Raw genomic sequence first — 13,789 nt, 5'->3', positions numbered from 1 at the left:
CCGTCAAATTGAACAGGTATTTAGTGAAATTGGTATTATAATAAAGCCCTCTCTTTTACGCGAAATTAGTATAAACTATTGGGCCTTAAGTAACAGCCGTCAGGAGTCGTTAAGATGAGCGAAGAGTATATTGTTATTCCCCCCACCACCAAAGTATGGTGCCCGGAAAAAGGCGAAGGCTGGACACTGACCGGGATCACCGGTATTGAAGAAAACACCTCGGTGATGTTCAGCGGCGTGCGCTACACCATCCCGGCAAAGACCATTGTCGAAGAACTACTGCCAAATTATCAGGCGCGCGAAAAAGAGCAAGCCTGATCCTGCACTTCTCCACGGTAATGAGCCCAAGTAACTATTAATACCGGGCTCATTCCCTACTCTTTGTTGTACTCTTGTAGTCTGGCCGGATAAATTCCCACACAGCAACCGGTACTTTTACCAGCATTACGAGTCCTGGCCAAAGAGTATAATGACTATTTATTCTTTCACCCAACCTACACTCAGCACATAGCGGCTCCCTTGTGTGATTTTGCTCACTGCATGAGCTTCTATGTCGGGCCGGAACAGTTTAACCCTTGTCCAGTTTACAAGGGTATTTTGGCAGATAAACTCTCCACCTTGTTTGGCGTGTTTGAGGATAATATTGAGCCGGTAATGTTTGCCAGCGTCGACCTGATCCACATGCTGTTTAATTTCACTGCCAACCGGGAAGTGGATCAGGTAGCAGTCGAATTTAATGGGCCAGATTGCGCCGCATAACAGCATTTTATCGTAGCCCGAGTCTTGTCTTCCCGCTTCCCAGCGCCATAGTTTGTTTAACATACCTGCACTCACTCAACGTCCTGCGCAGTTTGAGTGTTGATCCTACGCGTTAGTCGATTTTAAAATTGTCCATAGTGCGTTGCAGTGTATCACTGTTTAATTTCATGTCATCAAAGAGTTTTTGCAGCGCTTTTGAGGTTTTAAGCTCTTCGTTCGCTGCATCTAGTACCGCAGTAGTGTTGCTGGAAATATCCTGTGCAACCACGGATTGCTCCTGTGCCGCGGTGGCCACCGAGGTAGTTAACTGCTCTACATGATTACTGTGATCGCTCACCTGCATTGAGACCTGACGGGTTTGCTCAACCTCACTCATAATGCTGCTGGCCAGGCCGGTGTTTTCCTTGATGGCACTGACAACGTTACGGCTGATATCATTGAGACTGAGCAGTAAGGTGGAGATCTGCTCTGACGAGCCTTTGCTGTTATTGGCAAGTCCTCTCACTTCGTCAGCGACTACCGCAAACCCCCTGCCATGCTCACCGGCCCTGGCCGCTTCAATAGCAGCATTCAGCGCCAGTAAGTTGGTCTGATCGGCCACGCTGCGGATAGAGTCCAGTATGGTGTTGATTTCTTCTACCTGCTTCTCCATGTTCAACGCCATTTCATTGACCTGCTCCATGTTTTGCGACAGCACATTCATGGCATCCAGGTTACGTTGATTGTCCTCCAGTAGCTTTTTTGATTCGTCATTAAGCTGATCGCTGGCTGTTAACGTATCTGAGGCGGCTTTGGCGATGTCTTCACTGGTAGCAGCCATTTGCTCTATTGCGGCCGCAATATTGGTTGCCAGGCTTTGAGTGCGCTGCGCATCTTCGGTAACATGACTGGCCGCTTTTTCCATCTGATTACCCAGCTTAGTACCCACATTAATAGACTTAGCTAGCCCCACCAGCAGGTCCTTAAAAGCATACACAGTGTTATGGATAGACTCCGAAATTTTACCCAGCTCGTCACTGGTTTTTAATCTCACATCCAGGGTCAGGTCGCCATTATTGGCCACTTTGGTCAAAATGCCGGTCAGCTCGTTCAACTCGTCCCGCAATGACGTAAACAAATGGGTATTAATGACTGTAATAAATAGCATAAAGATCAAAAATAACACGAACAGCCAGATCATTTGCTCGATAAGATCGGCCTGATAGGCTTCACTGATAATACGCGTGTGTTCCCATTGCTTATCGAGCAAGGCTTTTACATCCTGAATTTGCCCGGTTGCCTGAGCAAACCACTGGCTGCTGTCTGGCAGTTGCGAAAAATCAATATTATCGGCAGTCGAGACCGTCGTAATCACCCGGTCCAGAGTTTGTGCGCGACTGTCTGACATGATCTGCTTATAGGTGTTCAGTGTGTCATCAGTCAGGGCGGTTTCTAGCTGCTCTTTGAGTAACGTCAGTTGCTGCTGATAATAGGCAAGGTCACGCTTAGTGGCTTCATCGACAGATTGCCTGGCCAGTACGCCATTTACTTTACCCCGCAACTGCCCTTTGCGCTCTTTGCTCTGCGCCATGAGAAAAGCGATAGACAAATTAGATGCCAACTCCCGGTTAGTCACATAGGCCTGCATCCGCATTGCCGTACTCAGTGTGAGCTGATTGACATGGCTGTAGTAATTGAAGGCATTCTTGCCTTGTTGCTGATCCACCTCGCGGCGCAGTGCATCTTTTTCTCGCAGTAAGGTGAACAAGTTTGGCAACCACTGTTGTACCTTTTTATCTTCTTTAAATTCACCGCGATATAAGTCTTCCAGTGCTGCAACCGAGGCATCGGCTTTTATCCGCTGTGCGGCAACGGCCTGACGGGTTTGTCCATTCGGGTTACCCAAAAAGCCCGCCGTTAAACCGCGCTCAACGGCATGATGGTGCGCTACTTTTTCCATCGCATCCAGCAAACCTATATAGGCAATGTCCTTTTTAGTGGCCTCAATATCCTGCCAGTACTGAAAAACCACTTTGCTAAGCAGAATAAGAATAAAAATGAGTAAGGCGGTAGAGCTGATAATGGATAGTTGTATGATAGAAAAGCGCTTTAGCAGATTCATGATTTCTCCGGTGATCACTTAATGACGCCAATCTGATACACCATGACTGGCTATCCTTATTGATACTAAAGATAGTCAAAAATCTGCAAAATCAACAATAACTCTACTTCGACCTTAGTTGGGTGGTCTTAGCGTGGCGGGCTAGGAGTGGCAGGCTTTTGCCTGAGTGATCTCCTAATCAACCTGTGTCACTCTGGGGTAACGTTCACAAGACAGTTCATGATAAATATCATCCAGATACTTCGCCAGCTCCCCGTCATCAAGCTCAGGCGGGATCACCACATCGTACACACGTGCTCGGATCCCTGTATCTGAGTCAATAAACAACTGCCATTGTGCTCCAATACGACTCACGGACATGCGCTTGCCAAATACGTTAAACCTGAGTGTCATGCATGCTCCTTAAAACAATAATAGGTACGCTCAGACACAGTTTTCATTAATTTAATGAGAAAGTCGATGAGCTAATTAAATTGTTTTTCATAAAAATGAGGGTTGGCGACGGTCACTGTCAGCTTAGTAATTTGGGTAAGCAGTATTTGTTTGGTTGTACCATGAACATTTAATTGAATACACTCATTTTTTTGCTCATCGCGGCACAAGTCCACAGCAACACCCGTGAGCTCCTCGCCATTTCGCAGGCTTAGTGTAATCGGGTAGTGAAACATGCAAACAATTTCAAAGTAATCATAATCACTGCAACTGATCATAGTGCTGGTTTCCGAGGTTATGATAGGTAGTGTGGCTCGTGTTAAGCACGCAAACAGCACTTAACCCGGGCCAAGTTGAGTGCTGTCTGCGTAAACCAATTAAGCTTTGGCGCTGTGCTGAAGACCCAGTAAATCAAGCAATGCACTGTGGATCTGCAGTTTGGGCGTGCCCTCACTGTATGGCGCAACACCAAGCAAAGGGGCTTTTAATCGCTGTTTTAAGGTCTCCAGATTGGCGTCGTATTCCTGCATGGCAGGGTCTACCTGATTGGCCACCCAGCCAACACAGTTTAGTCCGGCGGCGGCTATGGCCTGCTCGGTCAAAAATGCATGGTTCAGACAGCCAAGCTTCATACCCACAACCAGGATCACGGGCAATTCTTCATGCTTAATCCAGTCATACAAAAACTGAGTATCGTTTATCGGTAATGCCCAGCCACCGGCGCCTTCTACCAGCGTATACTCTGCGCCTAACGTGCTCAGTTCCTGATACTTTTCACTTAAAGCTTCGCAGCTGATGGCTACACCTGCACGCTGGGCTGCAATGTGCGGCGCAATGGGCGGTTCAAAGCAAAACGGATTGATCTGCTCGTATTTACCATGCACAGACGCCGCTTCCATCAGGCTTAGTGCATCTTCATTAACCAGCTGACCAAAGGCTTCTTCGGCACCTGCCGCCAGGGGTTTAAAGCCCACCGCTTTTTTTCCCCGCTGGGCCAATAGTTTTAGCAGCAAAGAAGACACATGGGTCTTGCCGACTTCGGTGTCTGTGCCGGTGATAAAAAATGCACTCATAATTTAGTTAGCTCCATAAACGCAACCTGATAACTTAACTGGGCACGGCCATTGGTAAGTGGATATCCTGCCAGTAATTTACGATATTGTGTCTTGCCCAGCAAACCACGACGCTGGCCTTCATGTTGCAACTGGTTAGCACCAATAGCTTTCACAGATTTAAAAGCAGCCTGCGCAGTTGCAAAGGTTTCTTTAAGGCACATCAGATGGGCATCATCGAGCGCAAACCCAGCCTCTTCACCATAGGCAAGCAGACTGTCGAAGGACGTAAACCGATTAACATGACAGTGCGCATCAACATTCTGCCAGGCCTGCTGTATTTCGCACAGAGAGCCGTCGGCAACAACACTCAGATAGGCTTTACCGCCGGGTTTTAATATTCGATTCAGCGCCTTAAACAAAGCCGGATGATCCTGACTCCATTGCATAGCAAAGTTGCTGAAAATGGCATCTACACAGTTATCTGCCAGCGGCAAATTGTCCATATCCGCACAGACTTTAAAAGCACCCTGAGGCCCCTGCTCTAACATACCGGCACTGAGGTCCAATGCCACCAGATGAGCGCAGCGTTTACTTAGCGCGTCATAGTGCTGCATGGGGCCGGCGCCCAGATCTAATAAGGTTGTACTGGGTTGAGTGATTTTCCTGAGCAGGATCTCCGCCGCTTGTTGCTGGACATTGGCATGCTGTACATAAACCTGAGACGCACGAGAAAAACGTGAAGCGACCTGCGCTTTAACAGACGCACTCATATCGCCTCCTTAAGTGCATTAAGTAACGCATCTATATCTTGTGTTGTATGCGCCGCAGTCAGTGTCACACGCAGCCGGGCTGCGTTTTGTGGCACCGTCGGTGGGCGAATGGCAGTAAGCCAAATGCCCCGCTCTTTGAGCTGCTGTTGCGCCGCCAGAGCATTGTCTGCTGAGCCCAGCACAATAGGCTGAATGGCTGTGTCTGAGGGCATCACTGCAATACCTAATTGCGCAGCGGATTGCGTAAAATAGGCAATATTATCTTTTAATGCCGCTCTTTGTGACACTGCACCGCGTAACTGAGCAAACTGGCTGAGAGCGATGTCGGTCAGCATGGGCGACATCGCGGTGGAGTAAATATATTCGCGGCTAAACTGGAGCAGATACTGCTGAACCCGTTCACTGCATAACACTGCAGCCCCCTGACAGGCCATGGCTTTACCAAAGGTGATCACCAAAAGTTCTGGTTTTACGCCACGTTCAATACTGCCCAGCCCGTTGTCGCCTACCACGCCCAGTGCGTGGGCGTCATCGACCATCAGCCAGGCGTTATGGGTTTTTGCAAGCTGCGCAATATCAGCTAAAGGCGCACAGTCCCCGTCCATCGAGAACACGCCTTCCGTCACAATCAGTTTGTGTTTTGCTTTGGATTTTTCTAGCCGGGCGCGTAAATGGCCCACATCGTTGTGGTTGAATCGGGTCAGTTTGGCCTGACTATGCAACGCACCATCGAGCAGGCTTGCATGGTTGAGTTTATCCTGAAACAGCTCTGACTCGCGCCCAACCGCCGGATCGTTAAATAACGCCTGAAGTACACTGGTATTGGCTGCAAAGCCACTTGCGAACAGCAATGCGCTTTCGTAACCAAAAGCTTCACACAACTGTGATTCAAACGCCGCATGCACTGACTGAAACCCGGTCACCAGTGCCGAACTGCGACTGCCTGGTTGGCCGGTCAGATTCAGAGGTTGGTCGGCCAGAGCCAGATAATCGTTACTGGCAAAGTTGAGGTAACGCTTACCATCCACTTCAATTTCACGGGCAGAGACCTTGTCAATGCACTGACGATGGCGCAGCAAAGAGGCAGCAGCTCTGCTACTCAGAGCTGCACCGATGAACTCAAAGGCCATTTAGTTGGCTTCGTAGAACAGTTCAGAAGTGGCTTTGTCTGCAATGGCAGAATTCAGAGACGCTTCATAGGCTTCGTCTGAATAATCCTGACGCTTCTCCGGTTGCATACCGAGTTTTCTTAGCAGGTTCATGTCTGCGTCGGCTTCCGGGTTTTCTGTGGTTAACAGCTTGTCACCGTAGAAAATCGAGTTTGCACCAGCAAAGAAGCACATCGACTGCATCTGCTCGTTCATGGCGGTACGACCCGCAGACAAACGTACATAGCTATACGGCATCATAATACGTGCGACAGCAATGGTGCGAATAAACTCAAAGTGGTCGAGATCTTCTACGTCTTCAAGTGGTGTGCCCGCTACTTTAACCAGCATGTTAATTGGCACACTTTCCGGTTGTTTTGGCAAGTTAGCCAGCTGCATCAGCAGACCATAACGGTCAGATGCTTGCTCACCCATACCAACAATACCACCGGAACAGACTTTCATACCCGCATCACGGACATGATCGAGTGTATCCAGACGATCCTGATAAGTCCGCGTGGTGATGATCTGCTCGTAGTACTCGGGCGATGTATCCAGGTTGTGGTTGTAATAATCTAAGCCCGCTTCTCTGAGTGCATGGGCTTTATCATTATCAAGCTTGCCCAGCGTCATACAGGTCTCCAGACCCAGCTCTCTGACTTCGCGCACCATTTTCTCGATATAAGGCATGTCGCGGTCTTTCGGATCAGACCAGGCAGCCCCCATACAAAACCGTGTTGCGCCTTTTTCTTTGGCCACTTTGGCCTGAGCCACGACTTTTTCTACTTCCATCAGACGTTCACGCTCCAGGTCGGTTTTATAATGACCCGATTGGGGGCAGTACTTACAGTCTTCCGGACACGCACCGGTTTTTATAGATAAAAGTGTAGAGATCTGTACTTCATTGGGATTAAAGTTTTTTCTGTGAATGCTCGCAGCATGAAACAACAGATCATTGAAAGGCATTTCAAATAGTGCTTTGACTTCTTTATGCGTCCAATCGTGACGTACTGTGCCCAATTCCATAATTATTCTCTTCTTTTGACTGACATTTTTTAGTCAGTTGTTATGACGGTGATTGGCTTAGTCTACTTCTTGCTTTACCATTGTCAACACGGACCACTTAAGCAAGGTTTACAAGTGAGCAATAATAACGCAATTGATTTAGCCTTTGATAAAGCGCATATCTGGCACCCCTATACCTCCATGCTGGATCCCCTGCCCGTTTACCCGGCAAGCCATACCCAGGACAACCGTATCCACCTGGAAACGGGCGAAGAATTAATTGATGGTATGGCATCCTGGTGGAGCGCCATTCATGGCTATAACCACCCCGACATTGTCACTGCAATTACTGAGCAAGCAGGCAAGATGAGTCATGTAATGTTTGGCGGACTGACCCATGCACCAGCGGTTGAGTTGTGTAAAAAGTTGGTTGCCATGACCCCGGCTCCCCTCAATAAAGTGTTTCTGGCAGACAGCGGTTCGGTTAGCGTTGAAGTAGCGATTAAAATGGCTCTGCAGTACTGGCTAAGCCAGGGTCATACACGCAAAACGAAACTGATGACAGCGCAAAAAGGCTATCATGGCGACACCTTTGCCGCCATGAGTGTGTGCGATCCGGTGAATTCTATGCATAGCATGTATCAGGGCTTTCTGCCGGAGCATATTTTTGTGCCAGCCCCATCCGGGCACTTCCATGAGCAGGCATGTGAACAAGAGCTTGCGCAACTTGAAGCGTCATTTGCAGCCCATCATCAGGAAGTTGCCGCGTTTATCATTGAACCCATAGTGCAAAACGCCGGCGGGATGAACTTCTATCACCCAAATTACCTGAAAAAACTCCGCACACTGTGCGACCAATATGATGTTTTGCTGATCCTCGATGAGATAGCGACCGGCTTTGGCCGTACCGGAAAATTATTTGCCTGTGAGCACGCCGACATTAGCCCGGATATTCTGTGCCTGGGTAAAGCCCTGACCGGTGGCACCATGACACTCTCGGCAACGCTCACCACAGATGAGATAGCCATTGGGATCAGTCAGGGCGAAGCCAAAGTACTGATGCATGGCCCTACCTTTATGGGTAACCCGCTGGCCTGCGCTGCTGCGAATGCAAGCCTGACCCTGTTGCAAACGAATGCCTGGCAAGAGCAGGTCCAACGCCTGGCAAACAGTTTAACGTTGCTCGAGCGTTGTAGAGCACTGGACGCGGTGCAGGATGTCAGAGTGCTGGGCGCAATCGGGGTGGTTGAAGTAAACCGCACCATAGATGTGGCAAAGATACAGCGCTTTTTTATTGAAAAAGGCTTGTGGATCCGCCCGTTTGGCAGGCTGATCTATCTGATGCCCCCATATATCACACCGGATGAAGATATCGCGCAACTGGCTGATGGGATTTATGACGCCATCGCACAGAACGCGTACTAGTTTCACTCAGCACAACTAAAAAGTGCGACAATAAAAGCAAAATTGGCACTTTTTTTGCCAATTTTGCAATTATTTAAGATATTTCATCGTTTGTACCTGAAATCATTTCACGGCTTTGTTAGACTAGGCGACTTTGATTGTAAATTTCGAAATAGAGTTGAGAATCGAGTAACTATGCAACAAACCGTCAAATTGCAGCCAGCTGAAGCTTATCAGCCACCGCGCTTTACTGTTTATCAACACCGTCAGATTGATAAAATTGAGCAACTTGAAAAACTGCCTGAGCACCTGCGCTTTCAGATGAAGGTGGTTGCAAACGTTTTCCCTTTCCGCGTGAACAACTATGTTATTGATGAACTGATTGACTGGGACAAAGTACCTAACGACCCCGTTTTTCAGCTTACTTTCCCACAGCGTGGCATGCTGGACGATGAGTCGTACGAAGAAATGGCCGCACTGCTTAAACGTGAGCACACGCCAGAAGAAGTTTTTGAGCTATCGACAAAGCTAAGACAAAAGCTTAATCCGCATCCAGCCGGTCAGATGGACAAAAACGTCCCCACCTTTGACGGTGAGCGCGTTGAAGGTATTCAGCACAAATACAAAGAAACCGTGCTGTTCTTCCCGGCACAGGGCCAGTACTGTCACTCTTACTGTACTTTCTGTTTCCGCTGGGCTCAATTCGTTGGTAAAGCAACCCGCTTTAACAACAATGATGAAGATCTGCTACACAGCTATCTGGAAGAGCACACAGAAGTGACCGATCTGCTTATGACAGGCGGTGATCCTATGGTTATGCGTACTGTTAAGCTACGTAAATACCTGGAAGCACTGAAAGAGCCGCGCTTTGATCATATTCGTACTATTCGTATCGGTACTAAGTCTCTGACTTTCTGGCCATTCCGTTATGTGACCGATCCGGATGCGCAAGACTTGTTAGCCCTGCTAAAAGAGCTGGTCGACGCCGGTAAGCACGTGTCTATTATGGCGCACGTTAATCACAAGCAAGAGCTACGCACTGACATTGCCAAAGAAGCGATTAAATTGCTGCGCAAGACTGGTGTACAGATCCGTACTCAGGCGCCTTTGCTTAACCACCTCAACACCGACCCTAAAATGTGGTCTGAGATGTGGAAAGAGCAAACACAAATGGGCATGATCCCTTATTACATGTTCATTGAGCGTGATACAGGTGCAAAGCGTTACTTTGAATTGCCGCTTTACAAGACCTGGGAAATCTTTCGCGATGCCTATAAAGAGGTATCGGGTGTGAGCCGCACAGTACGTGGACCTTCCATGAGTGCCGGACCGGGTAAGGTTGAAGTCTCTGGTGTGACAGAAATCAACGGCGAAAAAGTGTTTGTATTACGCTTTATTCAGGCCCGTAACCCGGATTGGGTGCAAAGACCTTTCTTTGCCAAATATGATGAAGAAGCGACCTGGCTGGATGGCCTTAAGCCAGCATTTGGCGAGGAAAAATTCTTCTGGCAGGACGAATACGAAGCCATGTAAAGGTTCAAGTTACAAGAAAGCCGACAACATTGTCGGCTTTTTCTTTTCAGATAATCGCTTATTGCAACTACCACTCAAACATATAGGCCATTTTACTGATGGTTCTCAGTGCCACACCATGCGTGTTACGTTTGGCATATAAGTGCTGCATTGACTTATCTTTCACTTCGCCGACTATCACTTCTTTGACCTGATACCCCATCGCCTGTGCTGCACTGGTGTATGCAACAAACTCCCAGCGCTTGATATTGGTGTTATCAGCTATCACCAGCGGGATCCCCTCAGCCAGCGCATTGATAAAGCGTGCCAGGTTCAGATTATGGTATTCCGGCAGTCTGAACTTTTCAAAATGATATTCGCCCTGCTCATTATGAAAGTAATCATCGGTAGAGCAAATGATGAATTGCGTTTCGTCACCTGCGACCAGCTCGTCTGCCAGTGCGTAAGCGTAATGTGTTTTCCCAGAGCCAGGTAATCCCCGTAATATAAATGCCTGTTTCATCTATTGAACGACTTATATCCAGTTTTTCTTAGTAGTAGGCAGATATAATGCCATAAATTTTGCATTTAAGTAATTCATCAGGCAAATGGGCGCGCTTTTTTAGTGCCTGCCCTTCAACCTGGTCGCACTTTTCCACAACATAACGTCATATTGGGCAAATATCAGTCAATAGTTTTGCACTGACCGCGGCCAAGTGCAAAAAAGCCCAAAGAAATTACCCTGCACCCGCATTTGATGGTTTTTTTATGCGTCTATCGCAGGTAAGATACGACATAGCTGACTGCGCAAAAAGCGTGGTCATGGCAGTGAGTTAAACAACACACGCAACAGACTAATTATAAATAATCATTTTGGAGTAAAGATGAGCCACACAGCGATAACGGAGCTACTAGCAGGCACCGTTGCGGTAGACAGCCAGGTTACTGTAAAAGGCTGGATCCGTACACGACGCGATTCAAAAGCGGGTATTTCATTCCTAGCCGTCCATGACGGTTCTTGTTTCGATCCTATTCAAGCCGTAGTCCCTAATTCGCTTAATAATTATGAAGAAGTGACTCGTCTTACCGCTGGCTGCTCTGTGGCCGTGACTGGTGTTCTGGTAGCCTCTGAAGGTCAGGGCCAGGCTTTTGAAATTCAGGCTAACAAAGTAGAAGTACTGGGCTGGGTTGAGAATCCGGATACCTACCCGATGGCAGCAAAGCGTCACAGCATCGAATATCTGCGTGAGCATGCACACCTGCGTCCACGCACGAACGTTATTGGCGCGGTTACTCGCGTTCGTAACTGTTTGTCGCAAGCTATCCACCGTTTCTTCCACGAAAGAGGCTATATGTGGATCAGCACCCCTATCATCACAGCAAGTGACTGTGAAGGTGCGGGCGAAATGTTTCGTGTTTCTACATTAGATATGCAAAACCTGCCGCGCACAGACAAGGGCGACATTGATTACAGCGAAGACTTTTTTGGCAAAGAAGCTTTTCTGACCGTATCTGGTCAGCTGAACGGCGAAACGTATGCCAGCGCCATGTCAAAAATCTATACGTTTGGCCCAACATTCCGCGCTGAAAACTCGAATACCTCGCGTCACCTAGCGGAGTTCTGGATGGTTGAGCCGGAAGTTGCGTTTGCTGATCTGGACGATATTGCGGCCCTTGCCGAAGACATGCTGAAATATGCCTTTAAAGCTGTATTGGAAGAGCGCCGTGACGACATGGAGTTCTTTGCACAACGCATCGAAAAACAGGCAATCACACGTCTTGAGTCCTTTATCGACAAAGACTTCGCACAGGTTGATTATACCGATGCGATCGAGATCCTGAAAAACTGTGGTAAGAAGTTTGAATTCCCGGTTGACTGGGGCGTAGATCTGCAATCAGAGCACGAGCGTTACCTGGCAGAAGAGCACTTTAATGCGCCGGTTGTTATCAAAAACTACCCGCGTGACATCAAAGCTTTCTACATGCGCCAGAACGAAGACGGTAAAACCGTTGCCGCAATGGACGTTGTTGCACCGGGCATTGGTGAGATCATCGGTGGCTCTCAGCGTGAAGAGCGTCTGGATGTGCTTGATAAGCGTCTGGAAGAAATGGGGCTGGATAAAGAAGACTACAGCTGGTACCGCGACCTGCGTAAATACGGCACAGTGCCACACTCAGGCTTCGGTCTGGGCTTTGAGCGCCTGGTTGCTTATGTAACCGGTATGGGCAACGTCCGTGACGTTATCGCCTTCCCGCGCACCAAAGGTAGTGCAACTTACTAATCTAATATAGTTTAGTTTTGAAAAGCCCCGTTTTGGGGCTTTTTTTATGCCTGGCAGGCTTATTGATCAGCGACGTAATTCTGGCACGCGCCCAATTCGGTGTATCTGTGCGCATGCCCTGCGGTCATAGGTGCAACCCCATGCAAAGGCCCCCCATTAACCCGCCAGTTTTTTCCAGCAAAGCTCACGACGTCCCCTGTGTGATACACACTCGGGTAAGCTTGCCAGGACTCGGCGCAAGGCTGGCATTTAGGTAGAACTTCCCCAATGGCATCCAGCAACTTATTCTCACCGCGCGCATCCTGATGCAGCTCCCAGATAAAAATGCCCGGATAACCATTGTCGGCAACAAACTGTGACTTGGTACGCACCAGCTCCGGAGTCTCCCAAAAATGCAGGTAGTTATCCAGCTCATAATAACCCGCGTTGTAATCTACGCCGAGTCCGTCAACAAAGGTTTCGACAATGTCTCGCGCCGTATAAGTCATAACAGGACCACTCACCCCGTCTGGGAAGGACTTATTGTAAAAAGGAATACCTAAGCTGGTTTTGCTCACGTCATACTTAGTGATCATGCTCTGGCTCCATTGGGCGGGATTAACCAAGCCATCGTGGATGTAAGACCAGGCGGCATGATGGTTTTTCGGTGAGCCACCCCAGCCACCGGTATAGTCATAAGCCATGAAGCGTATGTAATCGGCATGCTCATCTAAGTCTGGATGGAAATTGATCCCCGACCAGCCACCGGCCTGGACATCAACACTCACCTCCAGGTACGCAGGTAATGCAGCTCTCAAGTCTTTAACCAGATCCAATAGGTAGCCACTCTCAACAGGGTTTGGCTGGTTGTATGTGCTCCAGTCTTCCCAGTCGACATCAATACCGTCTAACTTGTGTAGCTCTGCATAAGCAACCAGGCTTTTTACCAGGTTGGCCCGTGCCTGCTCATCCATAGACAGAAAGTCGACGCTGGCACCGCCTACTGAGATCATGACGCCTGTGTTATTGGCATGGGCGTGTGCTACAATGTCATCAATATAGCGATCAGCTTCAAGCGTGTTTAGGGTGCCATCAGCATTAGGATAGGCGAATGCCACAATAATATGTGTGAGTTTATCGGTAGCCAGCTCCTGAACATCCAGTTGACCACCCGCGGGGTGATCCCAGGTAGAATAAAAGCCTTCAACTCGTGGACAGAAAGCCTCTTGTGCCCACGCAGACTGCATTGACAGGCCGGATATAGCCACCGCTAAAGTAAGACAGATTTTCTTAAACATAACGCGCTCCATGTTGTATAAATATTAAACACAACAAATATCAC

The 13,789-nt window shown here is 48.4% G+C and carries 14 protein-coding genes; 4 read left to right on the top strand and 10 right to left on the bottom strand.

Annotated elements, in window-relative coordinates:
- Window positions 1–114 precede the first annotated feature (114 nt).
- Window positions 115–318 (top strand): hypothetical protein, encoded by a 204-nt coding sequence (locus tag C3B51_RS21515; protein ID WP_046004397.1) that lies wholly within the window; start codon window positions 115–117, stop codon window positions 316–318.
- A gap of 159 nt (window positions 319–477) precedes the next feature.
- Here C3B51_RS21515 and C3B51_RS21510 read toward each other — a convergent pair whose 3' ends face one another.
- The 8 genes from C3B51_RS21510 to bioB form a co-directional block, all read right to left on the bottom strand.
- On the bottom strand, window positions 478–822 hold the full coding sequence (locus tag C3B51_RS21510; protein WP_130246348.1) for a 2OG-Fe(II) oxygenase: 345 nt from the start codon (window positions 820–822) through the stop codon (window positions 478–480).
- Between the two features lie 49 nt (window positions 823–871).
- Complete coding sequence (locus C3B51_RS21505) at window positions 872–2,860, bottom strand: methyl-accepting chemotaxis protein (RefSeq protein ID WP_130246347.1); 1,989 nt, start codon at window positions 2,858–2,860, stop codon at window positions 872–874.
- 174 nt (window positions 2,861–3,034) lie between these two features.
- On the bottom strand, window positions 3,035–3,253 hold the full coding sequence (locus C3B51_RS23685; protein ID WP_046004394.1) for a DUF7661 family protein: 219 nt from the start codon (window positions 3,251–3,253) through the stop codon (window positions 3,035–3,037).
- Window positions 3,254–3,324: 71 nt separating this feature from the next.
- Window positions 3,325–3,570, bottom strand: a complete 246-nt coding sequence (locus tag C3B51_RS21495) for a Rho-binding antiterminator (protein WP_130246346.1) — start codon at window positions 3,568–3,570, stop codon at window positions 3,325–3,327.
- Between the two features lie 99 nt (window positions 3,571–3,669).
- Window positions 3,670–4,365 (bottom strand): dethiobiotin synthase, encoded by a 696-nt coding sequence (gene bioD, locus C3B51_RS21490; protein ID WP_206076664.1) that lies wholly within the window; start codon window positions 4,363–4,365, stop codon window positions 3,670–3,672.
- Window positions 4,362–5,117: a methyltransferase domain-containing protein gene (locus C3B51_RS21485; RefSeq protein WP_130246344.1), complete on the bottom strand. Its 756-nt coding sequence runs from the start codon at window positions 5,115–5,117 to the stop codon at window positions 4,362–4,364. The genes bioD and C3B51_RS21485 overlap by 4 nt, the downstream gene beginning before the upstream one ends.
- Entirely contained in the window at window positions 5,114–6,247 is a 1,134-nt protein-coding gene (locus C3B51_RS21480; RefSeq protein WP_130246343.1) for an aminotransferase class I/II-fold pyridoxal phosphate-dependent enzyme, read from the bottom strand. Before C3B51_RS21480 ends, C3B51_RS21485 begins: the two co-directional genes overlap by 4 nt.
- Window positions 6,248–7,291, bottom strand: a complete 1,044-nt coding sequence (bioB, locus tag C3B51_RS21475; RefSeq protein WP_046004389.1) for a biotin synthase BioB — start codon at window positions 7,289–7,291, stop codon at window positions 6,248–6,250.
- A 114-nt stretch (window positions 7,292–7,405) separates the two neighbouring features.
- Here bioB and bioA point away from each other — a divergent pair, with 114 nt between their 5' ends.
- Window positions 7,406–8,695 (top strand): adenosylmethionine--8-amino-7-oxononanoate transaminase, encoded by a 1,290-nt coding sequence (gene bioA / locus C3B51_RS21470; protein WP_130246342.1) that lies wholly within the window; start codon window positions 7,406–7,408, stop codon window positions 8,693–8,695.
- 174 nt (window positions 8,696–8,869) lie between these two features.
- On the top strand, window positions 8,870–10,207 hold the full coding sequence (locus tag C3B51_RS21465; RefSeq protein ID WP_125717577.1) for a KamA family radical SAM protein: 1,338 nt from the start codon (window positions 8,870–8,872) through the stop codon (window positions 10,205–10,207).
- A 67-nt stretch (window positions 10,208–10,274) separates the two neighbouring features.
- Here C3B51_RS21465 and C3B51_RS21460 read toward each other — a convergent pair whose 3' ends face one another.
- On the bottom strand, window positions 10,275–10,709 hold the full coding sequence (locus tag C3B51_RS21460) for an AAA family ATPase (protein ID WP_046004386.1): 435 nt from the start codon (window positions 10,707–10,709) through the stop codon (window positions 10,275–10,277).
- 361 nt (window positions 10,710–11,070) lie between these two features.
- On the opposite strand from C3B51_RS21460, the gene asnS reads away from it, so the two are divergent.
- On the top strand, window positions 11,071–12,468 hold the full coding sequence (asnS, locus tag C3B51_RS21455) for an asparagine--tRNA ligase (protein ID WP_054015032.1): 1,398 nt from the start codon (window positions 11,071–11,073) through the stop codon (window positions 12,466–12,468).
- Window positions 12,469–12,527: 59 nt separating this feature from the next.
- On the opposite strand, the gene C3B51_RS21450 is transcribed toward asnS, so the two are convergent.
- Window positions 12,528–13,745, bottom strand: a complete 1,218-nt coding sequence (locus C3B51_RS21450) for a glycoside hydrolase family 18 protein (RefSeq protein WP_130246341.1) — start codon at window positions 13,743–13,745, stop codon at window positions 12,528–12,530.
- Between the last annotated feature and the right edge of the window lie 44 nt (window positions 13,746–13,789).

It is taken from the genome of Pseudoalteromonas rubra (assembly GCF_004212645.1).
GTDB lineage: Bacteria > Pseudomonadota > Gammaproteobacteria > Enterobacterales > Alteromonadaceae > Pseudoalteromonas > Pseudoalteromonas rubra_G.
The sequence above is the reverse complement of the archived record's forward strand: the minus strand, read 5'-3'. Positions and strand labels throughout refer to the sequence as shown.

Bases quoted from the DNA above. Each gene is read 5' to 3' on its own strand.
- C3B51_RS21460 (WP_046004386.1), bottom strand. From the start codon at position 10,709: ATGAAACAGGCATTTATATTACGGGGATTACCTGGCTCTGGGAAAACA.
- C3B51_RS21515 (WP_046004397.1), top strand. From the start codon at position 115: ATGAGCGAAGAGTATATTGTTATTCCCCCCACCACCAAAGTATGGTGC.
- C3B51_RS21510 (WP_130246348.1), bottom strand. From the start codon at position 822: ATGTTAAACAAACTATGGCGCTGGGAAGCGGGAAGACAAGACTCGGGC.
- bioD (WP_206076664.1), bottom strand. From the start codon at position 4,365: ATGAGTGCATTTTTTATCACCGGCACAGACACCGAAGTCGGCAAGACC.
- C3B51_RS23685 (WP_046004394.1), bottom strand. From the start codon at position 3,253: ATGACACTCAGGTTTAACGTATTTGGCAAGCGCATGTCCGTGAGTCGT.
- bioB (WP_046004389.1), bottom strand. From the start codon at position 7,291: ATGGAATTGGGCACAGTACGTCACGATTGGACGCATAAAGAAGTCAAA.
- C3B51_RS21480 (WP_130246343.1), bottom strand. From the start codon at position 6,247: ATGGCCTTTGAGTTCATCGGTGCAGCTCTGAGTAGCAGAGCTGCTGCC.
- C3B51_RS21495 (WP_130246346.1), bottom strand. From the start codon at position 3,570: ATGATCAGTTGCAGTGATTATGATTACTTTGAAATTGTTTGCATGTTT.
- C3B51_RS21485 (WP_130246344.1), bottom strand. From the start codon at position 5,117: ATGAGTGCGTCTGTTAAAGCGCAGGTCGCTTCACGTTTTTCTCGTGCG.
- C3B51_RS21465 (WP_125717577.1), top strand. From the start codon at position 8,870: ATGCAACAAACCGTCAAATTGCAGCCAGCTGAAGCTTATCAGCCACCG.
- C3B51_RS21505 (WP_130246347.1), bottom strand. From the start codon at position 2,860: ATGAATCTGCTAAAGCGCTTTTCTATCATACAACTATCCATTATCAGC.
- C3B51_RS21450 (WP_130246341.1), bottom strand. From the start codon at position 13,745: ATGTTTAAGAAAATCTGTCTTACTTTAGCGGTGGCTATATCCGGCCTG.
- asnS (WP_054015032.1), top strand. From the start codon at position 11,071: ATGAGCCACACAGCGATAACGGAGCTACTAGCAGGCACCGTTGCGGTA.